Annotated in this window: 14 protein-coding genes; 8 read left to right on the top strand and 6 right to left on the bottom strand. The window is 72.7% G+C overall.

The window, feature by feature from the left end; genetic code table 11:
• Nucleotides 1–34: 34 nt before the first annotated feature.
• Together ACYVOM_RS31595 and ACYVOM_RS31590 are read right to left on the bottom strand one after the other, a co-directional pair.
• Nucleotides 35–223: an SHOCT domain-containing protein gene (locus ACYVOM_RS31595; protein WP_460307215.1), complete on the bottom strand. Its 189-nt coding sequence runs from the start codon at nucleotides 221–223 to the stop codon at nucleotides 35–37.
• 170 nt (nucleotides 224–393) lie between these two features.
• Nucleotides 394–2,901, bottom strand: coding sequence for a cation-translocating P-type ATPase (locus ACYVOM_RS31590; protein WP_460307214.1), 2,508 nt, complete (start codon nucleotides 2,899–2,901; stop codon nucleotides 394–396).
• 252 nt (nucleotides 2,902–3,153) lie between these two features.
• Here ACYVOM_RS31590 and ACYVOM_RS31585 point away from each other — a divergent pair, with 252 nt between their 5' ends.
• Nucleotides 3,154–4,287 carry a site-2 protease family protein gene (locus tag ACYVOM_RS31585; protein ID WP_460307213.1) on the top strand — a complete coding sequence of 378 codons (1,134 nt, stop codon included), beginning with the start codon at nucleotides 3,154–3,156 and terminating at the stop codon, nucleotides 4,285–4,287.
• A gap of 638 nt (nucleotides 4,288–4,925) precedes the next feature.
• On the top strand, nucleotides 4,926–6,128 hold the full coding sequence (locus ACYVOM_RS31580; RefSeq protein WP_460307212.1) for a cytochrome P450: 1,203 nt from the start codon (nucleotides 4,926–4,928) through the stop codon (nucleotides 6,126–6,128).
• 299 nt (nucleotides 6,129–6,427) lie between these two features.
• Here the strand turns inward: ACYVOM_RS31580 and ACYVOM_RS31575 are convergent, their stop codons facing one another.
• Complete coding sequence (locus ACYVOM_RS31575; protein WP_460307211.1) at nucleotides 6,428–8,365, bottom strand: WD40 repeat domain-containing serine/threonine protein kinase; 1,938 nt, start codon at nucleotides 8,363–8,365, stop codon at nucleotides 6,428–6,430.
• Between the two features lie 297 nt (nucleotides 8,366–8,662).
• On the opposite strand from ACYVOM_RS31575, the gene ACYVOM_RS31570 reads away from it, so the two are divergent.
• Nucleotides 8,663–8,827, top strand: coding sequence for a hypothetical protein (locus ACYVOM_RS31570; RefSeq protein WP_460307210.1), 165 nt, complete (start codon nucleotides 8,663–8,665; stop codon nucleotides 8,825–8,827).
• A 560-nt stretch (nucleotides 8,828–9,387) separates the two neighbouring features.
• Here ACYVOM_RS31570 and ACYVOM_RS31565 read toward each other — a convergent pair.
• Complete coding sequence (locus tag ACYVOM_RS31565; RefSeq protein WP_460307209.1) at nucleotides 9,388–10,725, bottom strand: MFS transporter; 1,338 nt, start codon at nucleotides 10,723–10,725, stop codon at nucleotides 9,388–9,390.
• On the opposite strand from ACYVOM_RS31565, the gene ACYVOM_RS31560 reads away from it, so the two are divergent.
• Complete coding sequence (locus ACYVOM_RS31560) at nucleotides 10,705–11,538, top strand: cytochrome P450 (protein ID WP_460307208.1); 834 nt, start codon at nucleotides 10,705–10,707, stop codon at nucleotides 11,536–11,538. The two genes, ACYVOM_RS31565 and ACYVOM_RS31560, sit on opposite strands and share 21 nt — an antisense overlap.
• A gap of 2 nt (nucleotides 11,539–11,540) precedes the next feature.
• Complete coding sequence (locus ACYVOM_RS31555; protein WP_460307414.1) at nucleotides 11,541–11,738, top strand: ferredoxin; 198 nt, start codon at nucleotides 11,541–11,543, stop codon at nucleotides 11,736–11,738.
• 115 nt (nucleotides 11,739–11,853) lie between these two features.
• Here ACYVOM_RS31555 and ACYVOM_RS31550 read toward each other — a convergent pair whose 3' ends face one another.
• The gene (locus ACYVOM_RS31550; RefSeq protein WP_460307207.1) at nucleotides 11,854–12,078 is read right to left on the bottom strand and encodes a hypothetical protein; all 225 of its coding nucleotides are present in this window, start codon (nucleotides 12,076–12,078) and stop codon (nucleotides 11,854–11,856) included.
• Between the two features lie 53 nt (nucleotides 12,079–12,131).
• On the opposite strand from ACYVOM_RS31550, the gene ACYVOM_RS31545 reads away from it, so the two are divergent.
• From ACYVOM_RS31545 to ACYVOM_RS31535, 3 genes are all read left to right on the top strand, one after another.
• Nucleotides 12,132–12,446, top strand: a complete 315-nt coding sequence (locus ACYVOM_RS31545; RefSeq protein WP_460307206.1) for an alcohol dehydrogenase catalytic domain-containing protein — start codon at nucleotides 12,132–12,134, stop codon at nucleotides 12,444–12,446.
• A gap of 138 nt (nucleotides 12,447–12,584) precedes the next feature.
• Entirely contained in the window at nucleotides 12,585–13,058 is a 474-nt protein-coding gene (locus ACYVOM_RS31540) for an SDR family NAD(P)-dependent oxidoreductase (RefSeq protein WP_460307205.1), read from the top strand.
• 105 nt (nucleotides 13,059–13,163) lie between these two features.
• Complete coding sequence (locus ACYVOM_RS31535) at nucleotides 13,164–13,901, top strand: SDR family NAD(P)-dependent oxidoreductase (protein ID WP_460307204.1); 738 nt, start codon at nucleotides 13,164–13,166, stop codon at nucleotides 13,899–13,901.
• Between the two features lie 18 nt (nucleotides 13,902–13,919).
• On the opposite strand, the gene ACYVOM_RS31530 is transcribed toward ACYVOM_RS31535, so the two are convergent.
• Nucleotides 13,920–15,533 carry an aspartate aminotransferase family protein gene (locus ACYVOM_RS31530; RefSeq protein WP_460307203.1) on the bottom strand — a complete coding sequence of 538 codons (1,614 nt, stop codon included), beginning with the start codon at nucleotides 15,531–15,533 and terminating at the stop codon, nucleotides 13,920–13,922.
• Between the last annotated feature and the right edge of the window lie 9 nt (nucleotides 15,534–15,542).

Raw genomic sequence — 15,542 nt, 5'->3', positions numbered from 1 at the left:
TGACAACCGCCGCCCGGTCCGGGCCGGCCGAGGGTCAGCGTTCCCTGAGCTCCGCCATCCGCTCCCGGTACTCCTCGGTGCCGATCTCCCCGCGGGCGCAACGCTCGGACAGGACCTCCTGGGGCCCGCGGCGCACCGCCTCCTCGCGGCCGAGGCCCTCGGCCCGAGGGTCATGGCCCAGGTAGCGCACCGCCGCGATGACGCCGACGACGATCAGCGCCACCAGCAGCACCGCAGCCAGCGACGCTCCGAGGAGAACCCCGGCAACGCCGACATCACCGCCAGCGTCACCAGCTCAGCGTGGGCTCAGGTCTTTCGTCACACATCGATCCTGAACACCCTCGCCCCATGCCCGCAGGCGATCAGCCAACCTCAGCCCTTGGAATCGATCATCTAGACGTCCTCGGCGGACGCGGAGAGCGCCACCCGCTCGGGGTGGAGGCGCCGGTCCAGCCTTACGGTGACGTAGCCGAGTGAGGACAGCGCCACCGCGAGGCACAGGTCGGGGAGCGTGAGCGGGCGGGTGCCGAGGAGATCCTGGAGCAGGGGAAGATAGACGGCGGCGGTTTGGAGGGCGAAGGCGGCCGCGACCGCCGCGGGCAGGAGCGGGTTCTCGCGCGTCCGCAGGGTCGTGCGGGAGCCGAGGGCGGCCCACAGCTGAGCCGACCCCAGGGTGAAGAACGCGAGGGTCTGCCATGGGCGCCCCGTCTGCTCGGCCCAGAGCGCGATCGCGAGGGTGATCGCGGTGAGGACGACCGCGATCCGCAGGACCCGCTGCCACAGTCCGGCGCCCAGGATGCTCTCCGACGGCGGCCGCGGGGGGCGCCGCATGTCGCGGTCTTCGGCCGGTTCTCCGCCGAGGGCGACTCCGGGGATGCCGTGGGTGAGCAGGTTGATCCACAGGATCTGGCCTGGAGTGAGCGGCAAGGCGAGCCCGCACAGGGGCCCGAGGAGCATGACCGCGATCTCGGCGGTCCCGCCCGACAGCCCGTAGACGAGGAACCTGCGGATGTTGCGGTAGACGCGCCGTCCTTCTTGGACGGCCACGACCAGGGTGGACAGTTCATCGTCGGCCAGGACGAGGTCGGCGGCCTGGCGGGCGACCTCGGTGCCGCGCACGCCCATCGCCACGCCGATGTCGGCGCGGCGCAGGGCGGGCGCGTCGTTGACGCCGTCGCCCGTCATCGCCACCGTCTCGCCTCCGGAGCGCAGGTCCTCGATCAGCGCGAGTTTCTGCTCGGGGGAGGCGCGGGCGAACACGTCGCCCGCACCGGCCGCGGGTTCGCCCGTCCGGCAGTCCACGACGGGGTCCCCTGGGTGGATGAGTCCGAGCGCGGCTGCCACAGAGCGGGCGGTGCCGGGGTGGTCTCCGGTGATGAGCACGGGTCTGATGCCCGCGGCGCGGCACTCCGCCAGGGTCCGCGCCGCGGAAGCGCGGGGCGGATCATGCAGCGCGACGAGACCGAGCAGGCCGAGCCCCGTCTCGTCCGGCTCATCGGTCGCCCTGTCCGCCGCGGCGACCGCGAGGACCCGCAGTCCCTCGCGAGCCGACCGGTCGGCCTCTTGAAGGGCCCGCGCGCGGACCTCGGGGCCGTCGGTGAGGACGTCCGGGCGCAGCAGGACCTCCGGGGCCCCCTTCAGGACGACGCGGAACCCTCCGGGGATCTCGTGCACGGTGGTCATGCGTTTGCGGGCGCTGTCGAACGGGATCTCGGCGACCCGCGGGCAGGCCGCGCGCAGAGTCTCCGGGTCCAGGCCGGCCCGCGCCGCCGCGACGACCAGCGCGGCCTCCGTCGGATCGCCGAGCGCCTCCCATTCGCCGTTCCGGTACGCCGCCTGGGCGTCGTTGCACAGCGCCGCGGCGGCGAGCAGCGCCTCCAGAGCCTCCCTCGCCTTCGGGGTGAGGTCTCCCCCTCCGAGTGCCCCGACCGCGCTCTCGGGGGCGTGGCCGGCACCGTGGATCTCGGCGGCGCCCTCGACGGTCCAGGCGCGCGCGACGGCCATGCGGCCCTCGGTCAGGGTGCCGGTCTTGTCGGTGGCGATCACCGTGACCGAGCCGAGGGTCTCCACCGCGGGCAGCCGGCGCACCAGCGCCGCCCGCGCCGACATCCGGCGCGCTCCGAGCGCCAGCCCGACCGTCACCACGGCGGGGAGGGACTCGGGGACCGCGGCGACGACCAGGCTGATCGCGGTGACCAGCATCAGTCCCGCGGGCTGCCCCCGCACAACGCCCAGCACCAGGACGAGCGCGCACAGCACCACCGCGACGGCGGCCAGGGCGCGTCCCACTCCGATGAGCCTGCGCTGGAGCGGCGTCAGCGGGGCCGAGGCCCGCAGCGACCCGGCGATCCGGCCGGTCGCGCTGCTCGCGCCGGTGGCGGTCACCTCGACCGTCCCCCGGCCCCTGACCGCGACCGTTCCCGCCCAGACCGCCTCGCCGGGCGCCTTCTCCACGGCCGCCGACTCGCCCGTGAGCGCGGACTCCTCGACCATCAGGCGGGCCGCCTCCAGCACGGTGCCGTCCGCGGTGACGATGTCGCCTTCGGCCAGGACGAGCAGGTCCCCGACGACGACGTCGGCGGAGGGGATCTGCTCCCGGCGGCCGGCCCGGATCACCCTCGCGTCCGGTGCCGTGAGGTCGGCGAGGGCGCTGATCTCACGGTCGGCGCGGATCTCCTGGGTCACCCCGACCGCGGTGTTCACGACGATCACCAGCAGGATGACGGCCATGTCGGCCCGGTCCCCGATCACCGCGGTGAGGGACGCGGCCACCAGCAGCACCACGATCAGTGGGTCGGCGAGCTGCCTGCCGACCCGCCGCCACCAGCGCACGGGCGGGGGCCGCGGAGGCACGTTCGGTCCGTCGCGCAGCAGCCGGCCGGCGGCCTCCCGCTCGTCCAAGCCGGAACCGGCCCCGCCCTCGGGTTGCACCGATCACCTCCCACAGCGAACCGTGCCCAGGTCCAGGCCGCGATTCTTGGCGCACCCGGCAAAGAGAGCCCCTTGCCCGCCACTGAGCCTTGGGCGGGCCCGCTCACCTCGGGCCGCCGTGCCGCCCGCGCAGGAGACGCCGGGCCAAGGCCGTCCCAAGGTTCATGCACGATCGTCGAGAGGTTCTTTCGGAGGGCCGAAGACACTCGCAGAATCAGAGATATGAAACAAGGCGTCCGGTTGGGGCGGATCGCCGGGATCCCGGTGTCGGCACGATGGTCGGTCGTGGTCATCCTCGCGCTGATCATGGTGACGCTCGCCGGAGGGGTGCTGCCCCAGGCGGCGCCCGGTCAGGCCCGCTGGATCTACTGGGCCGCCGCACTTCCGACGGCCCCCGTGTTCCTGGCCTGCCTGCTCGCCCACGAGCTGGCGCACTGCGTCCTCGCGCAGCGGCAGGGCGTCGGGGTGAGGTCGATCGTGCTGTTCGCGTTCGGCGGGGTCTCCGAACTCCTGGACGAGCCGCCCGGCCCCCGCGCCGACTTCCTCATCGCGGCGGCGGGCCCGCTGACCAGCCTCGCGCTGGGCCTCTTCTTCGGGATCGGCGGCGTCGCCGTGGCCCTGACGTCGGGGCCGGCGCTCATGGCCGCGATCCTGCTGTGGCTGGGGCTGATCAACGCCTTCCTTGCGGTCTTCAACCTGCTGCCGGGCGCGCCCCTGGACGGCGGCCGGGTCCTGCGGGCCTTTCTGTGGTGGCGGTACCACGACCGCGATCGGGCGGCCGAGACTGCGGCGCGAGCCGGGATCGGCATCGGCTACGGCCTGGCGGCCGTCGGCCTCTTCGAGGCGTTCCTCGGCGACTCGGGCGGAATCTGGCTCGCCCTCATCGGCTGGTTCCTCACGATCATGGCCAGGGCCGAGGCCATGTCGGTGCGGATCAGGCGCCTGTTCGGCGGCGTCCATGTCGGCGACGTCATGCAGACGCGCTTCGACGTCGTCCCGGCCTCGGAAACCGCGCAGGACTGCGCCGAGCATCTCGGTGAGCGACCCGCGAGAAGACCTGTCATGGTCGTGGAAACCGATGGGCACCCCGTCGGAACCGTGCGGTCCGATGTGATCGCCCACCTGCGCCCCGGCCGGCGCGCCCGGCCCGTCCGCGAGATCATGACCGCGCTGCCCGACCGCAACGTCACCACGCCGGGCGCACCGGCGACCGCGCTGTTCACCGCCCCTCCCGCGGACGGGCTCGTGGTCGCCGCCGTCGTCGAGGCCGGCGAGACCGTCGGCATGATCACGACCGCGGACCTCGACGAGTTCGTCCGCCACCGCCTGGCCCGGCCCGCCGACGACCGACCGTGACCGCGCCCCTGCCCGGGACGCGCGGGCACGCGGCGCAGACCGGAACGCGCTTCCCGAGCCTTCGCGCGCACCGGACGCCGCCCAGGCCCCCGTCGATCTGCTCAGGCGGGGAGCCTGAGGGTCAGGAGGGGGGCGTCGTAGGCGCCGGGGACCCGGTGTCGGGCTCCACGGTGAGGCCGAGGTGGGTCGCGCGCCGAGGGCCGGGGTCAGGCGCGGGCCGGGATCCTGGTCGAGCAGGCCGGCGGCGCGCGGGGCCTCGGGCCCCATCAGCCAGAACTCGTAGGCGTGGCGGTGCGGAGCGTTCGGCAGGCCGATCCTCAGGACCCAGGGCCTCGTGGGCCTAGACCTCCCGCACCCCGTCGTCATGCCATATCTGGCCCGCCGCGGCCTGCCACGCCCACAGGTGCAGTGGTGGTACGTGCCGTTCGTACAGGCCGGACCAGGCCCGCCACTCAGTCCCGCGGGCTGTTAGCCCGCACCCGCCCCGGGGTCGCGCGGGCCCGGCCTGTCTGGGAGCCAACGCGCACGCACGGTTTGCATCCAGATCGTGCCGACAGTCACATTTTGGCTGATTCCGCAGGTTCGGCGGGTCGGTGATCTTAATCTCGGTGATCGGAACCTCTCACCAGGAAAGGCCCATGGAGCAGACACCTCCCCCACTCGCCTGCCCGTTCAGCCGCGACACCGTTCCCGTCTACCCCTTCGACTCCGGGAAGCCTGGACCGTTCCTCAACCCCATCTACGGGAAGCTGGGCCCCGGGGTGCACCCGATCTGGCTGGGCCCGTCCGACCGGCCGGCCTACCTCGTCAACGGACACGCCCTCCTCAAGCACGTCATGGAGTCCCACGAGGACTTCGGCCAGCTGCGCGAGCCGCTGCCCGGCGTCGTCCCGATCGAAGGGACGCTCCTCGCCCTCGAAGGCGAGCGGCACAAGCGGGTGCGGCGCCCAGCGGCGCCCAGCTTCACGCCCAAGGCCGTCGACGCCCGCCGGGCCCGCATTCGCGAGCAGGTCGTCGCGCACCTGGAGCGCGTCGCCGCGCTCGGGCGGCCGGTCGACATGGTCGCCGACTTCGGCGCGCGCCTCACCTTGGAGGTGCTCGGTGACACCATCGGCGTCCCGGCAGACGACCTCCCGCAGTTCCTCGGGTGGGGGGACAGGTTCCTCGACCTCACCGATCCCGCCGACGCCCGCGCCGCCGTCGGCGAGATGGCCGCCTACGTCGGGCGCCTGTTCCAGCAGCGGCAGACCGACCCCGGCACGGACGTGCTGTCGGCCTACGTCGGCGGCCGCGGGTCGGAGGTGTCGCAGGCCGACGCGGTGATGATGGGCGTCGCCGTCATCGTCGGCGGCTGGGAGACCACCACCACGATCATGACGTCCAGCCTGTACTGGCTGCTGACGTTCCCGCAACGGTGGCGGGAACTCGTCGACGACACCGGCCTGATCCCGGGAGCCCTCCAGGAACTGCTGCGCACAAGGCCCGCCTCAGCCGACGACGGTCCACCGCGGGTGGCCCGGCACGCTGTGGTGCTCGACGGCGTCGAGATCCCCGCAGGCTCGATCATCGTGGGGGCCAAGAGCGGAGCGAGCGCCGACCCCGGCGTCTTCCCCGACCCGGAGAAGGTCGACTTCAGGCGCCCTAACGCCAGTGACCACCTGGCGTTCGGCGCCGGACCGCACATCTGCCTCGGCAAGCCGCTCGCCGTGGCCGTCCTGGAGATCACGCTGGAGGAGCTGGCCATCCGCTACCCGAACGCGAGACTGACGGGCGAGCCGGTCGAGTGGAGGCAGGGCTCAGGAGCGCGCAGGCCACTGAGACTGCCGGTCATCCTGGACTAGTTCTCGCGGGCCGCGCGGGGGCCGTCCAGGACCAGGCGGGCGAGGTATCTGCCCGACGGGTCCTGGTGGGAGCAGTCCGCGAGCTTCCACCGGGTGCCGCCCGGGTGAGGTCCAGCGCGCGGCCCGCGGCGTGCAGAACGCCTTTCGTTCCCCGCGGTCAGCGGCCGGTGACGCTGAAACCAGGCCGGCCATGCTGAGGGGAGACCCCGACCTCCCGACAACGCCCCGACCCGACATCCGAGCCGCCCCCACCGGCCTGGCCGACCGCCCTCCCCGCCACGAACGCCGTTTTCTCCTGCTCAGGGACTCCACAACCGCACTGTGTCATCCCAGCTGCTGGTGGCCAGGGTCTGGCCGTCCGGGCTGAACGCCACCGACCAGACCTGGTCGGTGTGGCCGGTGAGGGGCTCGCCGATCGGGGTGCGCGTAGCCACATTCCACAACCGCACCGTGTGATCCGAGCTGCCGGTGGCCAGGGTCCGGCCGTCCGCGCTGAACGCCACCGAGGTGACGGCGTCGGTGTGGCCGGTGAGGGGCCGGTCGATCGGGGTGCCGGAGGCCACGTTCCACAACCGCACCGTGTCGTCATCGCTGCCGGAGGCCAGGGTTTGGCCGTCCGGGCTGAACGCCACCGACCAGACCTGGTCGGTGTGGCCGGTGAGGGGCTCGCCGATCGGGGTGCGCGTAGCCACATTCCACAACCGCACCGTGTCGTCCCGGCTGCCGGTGGCCAGGGTCCGGCCGTCCGGACTGAACGCCACCGACCAGACCCAGCCGGCGTGGCCGGTGAGAGGCCGGCCGATCGGGGTGCCGGAGGCCACACTCCACAACCGCACCGTCTCGTCATCGCTGCCGGAGGCCAGGGTCCGGCCGTCCGGACTGAAGGCCACCGAAAAGACGTCGTCGGTGTGGCCGGTGAGGGGCTCGCCGATCGGGGTCCGGGTAGCCACATTCCACAACCGCACCGTGTCGTCCCAGCTGCCGGTGGCCAGGGTCCGGCCGTCCGGGCTGAACGCCACTGAGGTGACGCGGTCGGTGTGGCCGGTGAGGAGCCGGCCGATCGGGGTGCGGGAAGCCACATTCCACAACCGCACCGTGTGATTCGAGTTGCTGGTGGCCAGGGTCTTGCCGTCCGGACTGAACGCCACCGAGTTGACGTCGATGTGATTGGCGAGGAGCCGGCTGATGAAGGTGGGGGTGGGAGTGGGGGTGGGGTTCCAGCGGGGGTCGGGGGGTCGCTGGTCGCGGGTGAGGAGGTAGCCGGTGGGGACGGCCGTGGCGAGGCCGACGGTTCCCAACCCGAGGATGAGGCGGCGGCGGGTCAGGAGGGGCGACCGGGCGGCCTGCGGGCGCGGTAGGGAGCCGGGCTCGATGAAGGGTGTGGCGCCGGCGTCGAACGCCTGTGGAGGCTGGGGCGGGACGGCGGTGTGCTGGCGCAGGGCGGCGGCAGTGCGCTCGGCGGTCGGCCGGCGCTCGGGCTCCTTGGTCATCAGGTCGTCCAGCAGCGGCCGCAGGGAGCCCGCGTGGACGGTGGGTCGGGGTTCGCCGCGGGAGACGGCCAGCAGCAGGGCGGCGGTGGTCGGGCCGGTGAAGGCGGGCCGACCTTCGACGGCGTAGTACAAGGTCGCGCCCAGGGACCACATGTCGGAGGCAGGCGTGGCGTGCTGGCCGTTGACCTGCTCGGGAGCCATGTAGGTCGGGGTGCCGAGCAGCCCACCGGTGGGGGTCAGGGTGGTCGCGCCGTCCAGGGCGGCGATCCCGAAATCCATCAGCACGGTGCGCGAGCCGTCCAGCAGGATGTTGGCGGGTTTGAGGTCGCGGTGCACGATCCCTGCCGCGTGCGCGGCCGCCAGGGCGTCGGCGACCTGCGCTCCGATCCGCGCGGCGTGCTCCGCCGAAAGGCGACCGACGTCCTTGACCCGCTGGTCCAGGGAATGGCCGTCGATGAGCTCCATCACGATCCACGGCATGCCGTCCTCGTCGTGGAACTGGTCGTGCACGGTGATGATGCCCGGATGGCGCAGCACCGCCGCCGCCCGCGCCTCGCGCTCCATCCACGCCACCCGCTGAGCACGCGCCTGCCCGTCCAGGCCGGGCGGCAGCCTCAGCTGCTTGACCGCCACCTCACGGCCCAGCCGCTCATCGCATGCCTTCCACGCCGAGCCCATCCCGCCCTCGCCCAACAGCACCGTCAGCCGGTAGCGGCCCGCGACCAGATCACCCGATCTCCCCGTCACACAGGCACACAACCACGCCGACGGGCGAATCCGACATGGCTTACGGCGAATTGTGATCGGTTCGCCGTGCCCGGGAAGAGATGTTCCCCCCGTTTCGCGGGCACCGAGGCTGGAAGAAACCTGGTCAGGCGTCGCGGTGCGCCCGGTCTTGGCCCCACCGGTTGAGCAGGGCAGGGGCGCCGCAAATGGGGCAAGACCTCGTTCCCTGCTCACGCTGCGGCCTTCCGAGTGCGCGGCCGGTACGGCGCGCGGGAGACCTGGTGGAGTTCCGCGCGTGAGGGACGGGAGGCGCAGCCGATGACGAACAGCCCGACCTGGACCGGCCCCGAGAAGGAAGGGGTCCACGAGGGCGACGGCGCCGAGGAAGACCCACAGTGCGACGAGCAGCCTCCCGGGCGGCTGCCGCTCCTCCAGCCCGTCATGCCTCGCTCGGAGCGCCGTCCCGCCGGCAACCGGAAGTGATGCCGGCGGCGTTCGAACGGCGGGCGGCCGGGGCCGTGGGCGCAGCCGTCCAGCGGCGAATGCGGTCTCCTCACCCGGGGTGAGGGGATCGCCGAGGGTCAGGCGGAGCCGGAGAAGTGGGCCTCGCCCAGCACCATCCAGCGCTTCATGACCTCGGGGTCGGCGTACTGCCCCTGGCCCGGCGTGTGGTCCTCGTGCGAACGGACGGACACCGATCATCCACGGTGGTCGAGGGATCCCCGTCGTCGCATCGATGAGCGCGAACTTCGAACGCGCTTCGGCCACCGGCCCGCGTGGCAGGGCGGACCCGGCGTCCCGGGCGGCCACCCGCGAGGCGGTCGCGACGTGTCCCGCGGGCAGAAGGCGCAGGGCGGAGGCGGCCGAGCCGACGAGGCGACGCACCATCGTCAGGGTCGCGGCGTCGCCCGCGGAGCGGGCCGCGGTGAGTTCGGGCCGGGCGGTCGGTCAGTGCGTGTGGTTTCCGCGCGCGCTGCGGAGTGCTCCTCCCGGGCTCTGTGGAGCCCGGGAGGAGCACTCGTCGGCTGCCGGTCCGGGTGGGGCTAGACGGTGGCCGCGTCGGTGAGCGGGTTCGGGTGGTCCGCGCGGACGTCGCCGGTCGACTTCTTGCCCGGGCGCATGAACAGGCCGACGATCAGGGCCAGGGCGGAGGCCACGGCGACCATCGCGAAGACCGTGGTGTATCCGGCCCGCGCGCTGAACGGGGTGCCCTCGATGAGGTGCTGCGAGAGCAGGACGGTGCCGATGGAGGCGCCGATGCCGGAGAAGGCGGTCTGGACGACCATGTAGACGCCCTGCGCCTCGCTGGTGTTGGCCTCCGGCGCGCCTTCGACGATCAGGTTGGGCAGCGAGCTGAGGATGAAGCCCGTCGCGCCGGTGAGGACGATCTGGGCGATCACGAATCCGAGGATCGTGTCCAGCAGGACGCCGGACAGGATCGCCGCGGTGATGCCGAGGATCGAGCCGATGATGAAGGCTCGGTGGGAGCGGCCGTTCCGGGAGATGCGGCCGCTGAGCGGGGAGAGGACGAACCCGATGAGGCCGATGCCGAAGGACAGGGCACCGGCGGTGCCGGCGCTGAGGCCGAGACCGACCGGCGCGCTCTCCGGCGTCTGCCAGATCATCTGGCCGATGAAGCCCGAGACGCCGAGGGTGCCGAAGGAGACCAGGGCGGTCGCGACGAGGGTCAGGCCGAGCTTGCGGTCGAAGAAGAAGCGGATGTTGATCAGCGGGGAGTCGACGCGCAGCTCCCAAGCGACCCAGGCGGCCAGGACCACGAGGCCGCCGAGGACGAAGCCGATGGTCTCGCCGCTGGTCCAGCCCCACTCGCTGCTCTCGTGGATGCCGTACAGGACGAGCGCGATGCCCGGGGCGAACAGGACGCCGCCGAGCCAGTCGACCTTCTCCAGCCCCGCCTTGGACTTCGGCCGGGGCAGGAAGCACGCGCCGATCGCGCTGACCGCCGCGAGGGCCGCGGCGACGACGAAGATGTAGTGCCAGCCCCAGGCGTCGACGATGTTGCCTGCGACGATGTTGCCTGCCGCGCCGCCCCACATGGCCGCGCCCGCCACGATGGCGACGGCCACCGGCAGGTTCTTCTGCGGCACGTTCTCGCGCAGGACGCCGATGCACAGCGGGATCAGACCGCCCGCGAGCCCTTGGACCGCCCGGCCGACGATGATCATCTCCAGGCTGCCCGCGGCGAGGCTGATCACCGATCCGATGATGGACGCGGCGAGCACGACGATGAGGACGTTGCGGCGGCCGAAGGCGTCGCCGAGCTTGCCGCTGATGGCCGCGGACGCCGCGCCCACCAGGAGGAAGCTGGTGAGGACCCATCCGGCGTCGCCGGGGGTGGTGTGGAAGTCCTTGATGAACACCTGCGGGCCGAAGCGCCGATCAGCCAGGTCGATCTGGTCGACGGGCGGCGGCTCTGGGTGCTGACACGGCACGAGCACGTGCGCGCGATGCTCAGCGACACCCGGTTCAGCTCGGACCGCCGGGACCCCCGGCACCCGAGCCACACCCCTTACATGAGCGGGCACCGCCAGCAGCTGATCGAGATGGATCCGCCGGACCACACGCGGCTGAGGCGCTCCATCGTCGGCGAGTTCACCGTGCAGCGCCTGGCGAAGTGGCGTCCGCGCATCCAGGAGATCGTCGACGAGGCCATCGACGCCATGCTCGCGGGCCCCGCGGAAGTGGACCTCGTCGAGGCGCTCTCCCTGCCGGTGCTCTCGGTCGCCACGCTGCTCGACAAGCGGGAGCACCTCGCGGCGCTGCGCGACGACCCGCGGCTCACGGTCGGCGCGGTGGAGGAGCTGCTGCGCTACTTCACCATCGCCGAGATCGGCGCCGCACGGCTGGCCACCGAGGACGTCGAGATCGGCGGCGTGCTGATCCGCGCCGGCGAGGGCGTCCTCGGCCTCACGAACACCGCCAACCGGGACGCCTCAGTCTTCCCCGAGCCCAACGACATCGACTTCACCCGCATGGCGCGCAACCATCTCGCCTTCGGGTTCGGACCGCACCAGTGCCTCGGCCAGAACCTCGCCCGCCTGGAACTGGAGATCGTCCTGGCCACCCTCGTGCGCCGCATCCCCACGCTCCGCCTCGCGACGCCGTTCGACGAGATCCCCTTCAAGGAGGACGGCCCCAACTACGGCGTCTTCGAACTGAAGGTGGCGTGGTGACCATGCGCATCATCGCCCACCAGGACCGGTGCGTCGGCGCGGGCCAGTGCGTGCTCGTCGACCCTGCGGCCTTCGACCAGAGCGACGACGACGGAACCGTCATCGTGCTGCGCCCCGAGCCGCGGACCGACGCCGAGATCGGCCGAGCGAGGGAAGCGGTCAACGTCTGCCCCGGGCGGACCCTCTCCTTGGAACCGTAGCGCTCGACCGGAGGCACTCCAGACGAGGCGAATCCGCGCAGCGCTCGGCGACGGTGCTCACCTCTCCGTCGACGCCTGGCGGGGCCCGGCTTCCGCGCGTTCCGGTCCGTCGAGGTCAGGCGGAGCCGGGGCGGGCGGAAGCCGCGTGGCCGAGGGCGTCGTAGCTGGTGGCGAGGAGGTGGGCGCGCCAGGCGGAGGTCTTGCCCGCCTGGTGGGCGACCAGGACGAGGATCGACGGGGCGGTCAGCGCGTCGGTGTCGAGGGCGGCGACGAAGGTCAGCGCGAGCGCCACCAGGCCGGGCCTGGCGAGCTTCCCCTGCGGGCCTCCGGCTTCGCGCACACCGCGCCGGAGGGCACCCGCACCGACCCGACCACCCGAAACGGAGCACGACCATGGAAGCCTGGCAGTTCACCGACACCGGCAAGCCGCTGGAACTCGTCGAGGTGCCCGACCCGGTGCCGGGCGCGGGCGAGGTCGTCGTCGACGTCCGCACCTCCGGGCTCTGCCACTCCGACATCTCGATCATGCAGCACCCGGCCGCCAAGCAGGCGCTGCCGTTCACGCCGCTGGCCCTCGGCCACGAGATCGCCGGCGTCGTCTCGGCCGTCGGCCCCGACGTGACCGAATGGAAGACCGGCGACCGCGTCGGCGTCTGGGCGACGCCCCGCACCGGCACCATCCCCGGCTACACCCGCCACGGCGGCTAAGCCGAACGCCACCTCGCCCCCGCCACCGACCTCACCGCCCTGCCCGACGGCCTCGACTTCGCGCTCGGCTCCGTCGGCACCGACGCCGGCCTCACCGCCCACCACGCCATCGTCGGCCGCGGCCAGGTCCGCGCGAGCATGAAGGTCGGGATCATCGGCATCGGCGGCCTCGGCCAGATCGGCGCCCGGATCGGCGTCCTGCACGGCGCCGAGGTCCACGTCGCCGAGCCGAAGCGCGACGTCTGGCACCTCGCCGAGAGCGTCGGCACCGCCTCCGTCGTCGCCGGCGCCAACGGCGGCACCGGCAAAGAAGCCGCAGCACGCCTCGCCGCGGCCGGCACCCACGTCGTCATGGCGGTGCGGACGCCCGCCAAGGGCGAGCAGGCCCGCACCGACATCCTCGCCCGGAACCCCGAAGCACAACTGGAGGTCCGCCGCGTCGACCTCGCCGACCTCGCCTCGGTGCGAACGTTCACCGACGGCCTCCTCACCGACGGCACCCCGGTCGACGTCCTGGCCAACAACGCCGGAGTGATGGCCCCGCCGACCCGGATGACGACCGACGCCACCGCCCGACTCTGGACCCTCACCCAGAACCCGCACCGACCCTAGAGGCGGCCGTGCGTGTCCTGTCGGTGGCGGCGGGCGGTCTGCGCGATGATCCCCTGACCGGCTCGCCGGCCGGTCAGGGGATCATCCAGGGGGCGAGGGGCGGGTATGGGCAGGGTGCAGGGGCGGGTCGCGATCGTGACCGGGGCGGCGCGGGGCATGGGGGCGTGCCATGCGCGCGTGCTGGCGGCCGAAGGGGCACGGGTGGTGCTGACCGACGTGGACGCGGCGGGCGCGGAGGTGGCCGCGGGGATCGGCGACGCGGCCCTGTTCGTCCGGCACGACGTGCGGAGCGCCGACGACTGGGCGCGGGTCGTCGCGGCGGCCGAAGGCGCGTTCGGGTCCGTGGACATCCTGGTGAACAACGCGGGCACGGCGGTGCACGAGCCGATCGAGAGCATGAGCGAGGAGCGGTTCCGGCGCGAGTGGGAGGTGAACACCCTCGGTGTCTTCCTCGGCATGAAGGCAGTCGCCGGTCCGATGGCGCGCGCCGGGCGGGGCTCGATCGTCAACATCTGCTCGATCTCCTCGCTGGTCGGCGAGGCCGGCGCGGTGGGGTACACCGCGTCGAAGTTCGCCGCCTACGGGATGACGAGGGTCGCGGCCAAGGAGTTCGGCCCCAAGGGCATCCGGGTGAACTCGGTGCATCCGGGGCCGATCGACACGCCGATGCTGCATGACGCCCCGGGGAGCGAAGAGGCGATCCTGATGATGAAGGAGATGTCGCCGCTCGGCCGGATCGGCGCACCGGAGGACGTCAGCGCCGTGGTCCTGTTCCTTGCCTCCGACGACGCCGGATACGTCACCGGATCGGGGTACGTCGTGGACGGCGGCCTGCTCGCCTGAGCGGCAGGCCGCCGCGTCCTACAGGCCGAGCAGGCGCGCCGCGTCCCGGGCACGAAGGACACCGCACAGGTCGCGCAGCGCGGCGCCGGTACGGGCGACGTCGGCGTCGGTGAGCCGGATCGACGGCTCGAAGCGGAGCGTGTGCACGGCGCTGGCCGTCGGGAAGATGCGGATCGCGTGGGCGCGCATGAGGTACCCGGAGGCGAAGTAGCCGAACATGCCGGCCCGCTCGCGGATCTCGGGCGCGGGCGACCCGGACTGGTCGTGGAACTCCAGTCCGGCCATCAGTCCTCGGCCTCGGACGTCCTTGACGACGTCCGGGAACTCGGCCTGGACGGCGCGGAGCTCCGCCATCAGGGCCGCGCCCCTCGCGGCGGCAAGGCGGTAGGCGGCGCCGCCGTCCGCCTCCAGGAGGTCGATGACCTTTCCCGCGATCCGGGTGGAGAAGCCGTCCTTCGCATAGGTCGAGCTGTGGATCAGGTCGAAGTCACGGCGGTACCGCGAGGCGCGCACGAGGGTCACCGCGGCTTTGGCGACGCCGCCCCCGAGGCTTTTGGCGAGGGTGTAGTAGTCGCCCCGCAGGCCGATTCCCGCGCTGGCGAAGAACGAGCCCGACCTGCCCATGCCGGACTGGACCTCGTCGATGACGATCGGGCAGCCGACCGACCCGCAGACATGCTGGATGCGCCGCGCGGTCTCCTCGGTGAGGACCCTGATGCCCGCCTCCCCCTGGATGGGTTCCAGGACGAACGCGCAGAAGACCGGCACGTCGCGTTCGACGACGCGGACGACTCCGGCGTCGAGTGCGAAGTCGCACACCGTCCTGCGCTCGCCCTCGACGATCCGCGCGAGCTCCCCGGGACGGTCCGCCGGGACGAACCTGCACTGCGCGGCCAGCGAGCTGAAGGGCGTCCGGAAGGACGGGTTGTGGGTCAGCTGGACGCTCCCGACGAGCTTGCCGTGGAAGGAGCCCTCCAGGGCCAGCAGGACCGGAGGCGCGGACAGGCGCTCGGCTTCGATGCGCTCGGCGGCTTCGAACAGACCGGTTTCCGCGCCTTCGACGCCGAGGGCGGCGAGAGCACCGTCCGCCAGGACCGCGCTTCCGTCGGCCAGTGCCGTCCTTGCCTTCTCCCGGTTCTCGCGCAGGACGTCGCGGAGTTCGGCGAGCCGCGTCACCCTGTCGAGTTCGGCGTGCTTGAGGGCGATCTCGTTGGCCTCGGCGCCGCTGTTGGCGAAGACCGCGAAGTAGGGTTCGGGCTCGCCGGACTCGCGCTCCAGGATGCGGTTGAGCCGCCGAGCCACCGCGTCGGCGTAAGGGTGGAGCGAGAACTGGGCGTACACCGGCACTCGGGCGTCCAGAAGGGACCGGGCGTAGGCGACGACGTCGGGATCGTGGTGGCCGAGGATCGTGGCGCCGAAGGCCCCGACCAGGTCGAGGACCGCCTTCTCCGCGCCCTGCCCGTCGCGGTGGTAGAGGGTGTCTCCCTCCGCCCGCACGTATTCGACGGCGAGGCCCAGGGCGGCAAGGGTCTCGGCCATGTGCGGCTCGGCGAGATCGATGTCGGCAGGGCCCGACGCGGCCGGGTGTGTTCCGGACGGGTCGGGCACGGCGGTCACGGCAGCGGATGACATGGGTGGTGG

The sequence above is a fragment of the Actinocorallia aurea genome (assembly GCF_054783995.1).
Note: the sequence above shows the minus strand (reverse complement) of the source record. Positions and strands in the feature narration are given on the sequence as shown.